Here is a 908-nt window from a genome sequence, read left to right as displayed (position 1 = left end):
AGTATGTTCAGGATATCCAGCCCTACCGAGAGATTGATACGGACTTCTTCCGTGGATTAGAATAAGGAGAATCAATGAGTTACGAACAAGAATTTATGAAGGAATTTGAAGCCTGGGTCAATACCCAGATCATGATCAACGACATGGCGCACAAGGAAAGTCAAAAAGTCTACGAAGAAGACCAAGACGAGCGTGCCAAAGATGCCATGATTCGCTACGAAAGTCGCTTGGATGCTTATCAGTTCTTGCTTGGTAAGTTTGAAAATTTCAAGGCGGGCAAGGGATTTCATGATCTGCCAGAGGGATTGTTTGGCGAACGGAATTACTAATCATTGCAAATCAAAAAGTGCGTATGAACGCACTTTTTCTATTTATACGTGATGCGTGTGTTTGGTAATCCATTGTTCCATTTTGATATGCAACCAGAATGAATAGATGCCCAAGGTGATGATGGTGAGCAAGAACCACTTGATCCAGTTCCCGAATAATTGAGAACCAGTTCCGTCAAAATAAAGGCGACGTCCATCGATGACAGTATGCTTAACCTTCCAGTTTTGCATCATGCAAACTGCCCAAGGCGTAGCGATTCCAACAGTAAAGCCCATGATAAGCATGGCTAGGATAGCATGTCCAACGTAGCTCAAAAGACCGCCGTCAAAGTAACTTTCGTTATTCATATCGTTCTCCTTATCAGCTTTTTACGTGAATCAGTCTTGCACATTACTGCATATTTTATCAAGAAGTCGAATCATTGTCAAATTAGATTGAAAGAGAAAACGGCTAGATTTTTAAGGGGAATCTTATTTCCTTTCTTGATTTTTTCCAAAAATCTTGATAGAATATCTTTATTAAATCCTTGTCAGAGCAGGGATTTTTTATTGAAAGGATTTTATCATGTCAAAGAAACT

General features: G+C 39.6%; 3 protein-coding genes. 2 read left to right on the top strand and 1 reads right to left on the bottom strand.

Features of this window, described 5'->3' with window-relative positions; genetic code table 11:
- Window positions 1-74 precede the first annotated feature (74 nt).
- Entirely contained in the window at window positions 75-329 is a 255-nt protein-coding gene (locus tag GMD4S_RS12385) for a DUF1912 family protein (protein ID WP_000119707.1), read from the top strand.
- 42 nt (window positions 330-371) lie between these two features.
- On the opposite strand, the gene GMD4S_RS12380 is transcribed toward GMD4S_RS12385, so the two are convergent.
- Window positions 372-677 carry a DUF898 family protein gene (locus GMD4S_RS12380; RefSeq protein ID WP_001058555.1) on the bottom strand — a complete coding sequence of 102 codons (306 nt, stop codon included), beginning with the start codon at window positions 675-677 and terminating at the stop codon, window positions 372-374.
- A gap of 36 nt (window positions 678-713) precedes the next feature.
- On the opposite strand from GMD4S_RS12380, the gene GMD4S_RS13860 reads away from it, so the two are divergent.
- Window positions 714-908, top strand: a 195-nt coding sequence (locus GMD4S_RS13860; protein WP_237739150.1) for a hypothetical protein, incomplete at its 3' end; no start/stop codon positions are given.

This window comes from Streptococcus sp. GMD4S, from assembly GCF_000296955.1.
The sequence above is the reverse complement of the archived record's forward strand: the minus strand, read 5'-3'. Positions and strand labels throughout refer to the sequence as shown.

Excerpts from the sequence above, each read along its gene's own strand:
- GMD4S_RS12385 (WP_000119707.1), top strand. The coding sequence starts at position 75 with ATGAGTTACGAACAAGAATTTATGAAGGAATTTGAAGCCTGGGTCAAT.
- GMD4S_RS12380 (WP_001058555.1), bottom strand. The coding sequence starts at position 677 with ATGAATAACGAAAGTTACTTTGACGGCGGTCTTTTGAGCTACGTTGGA.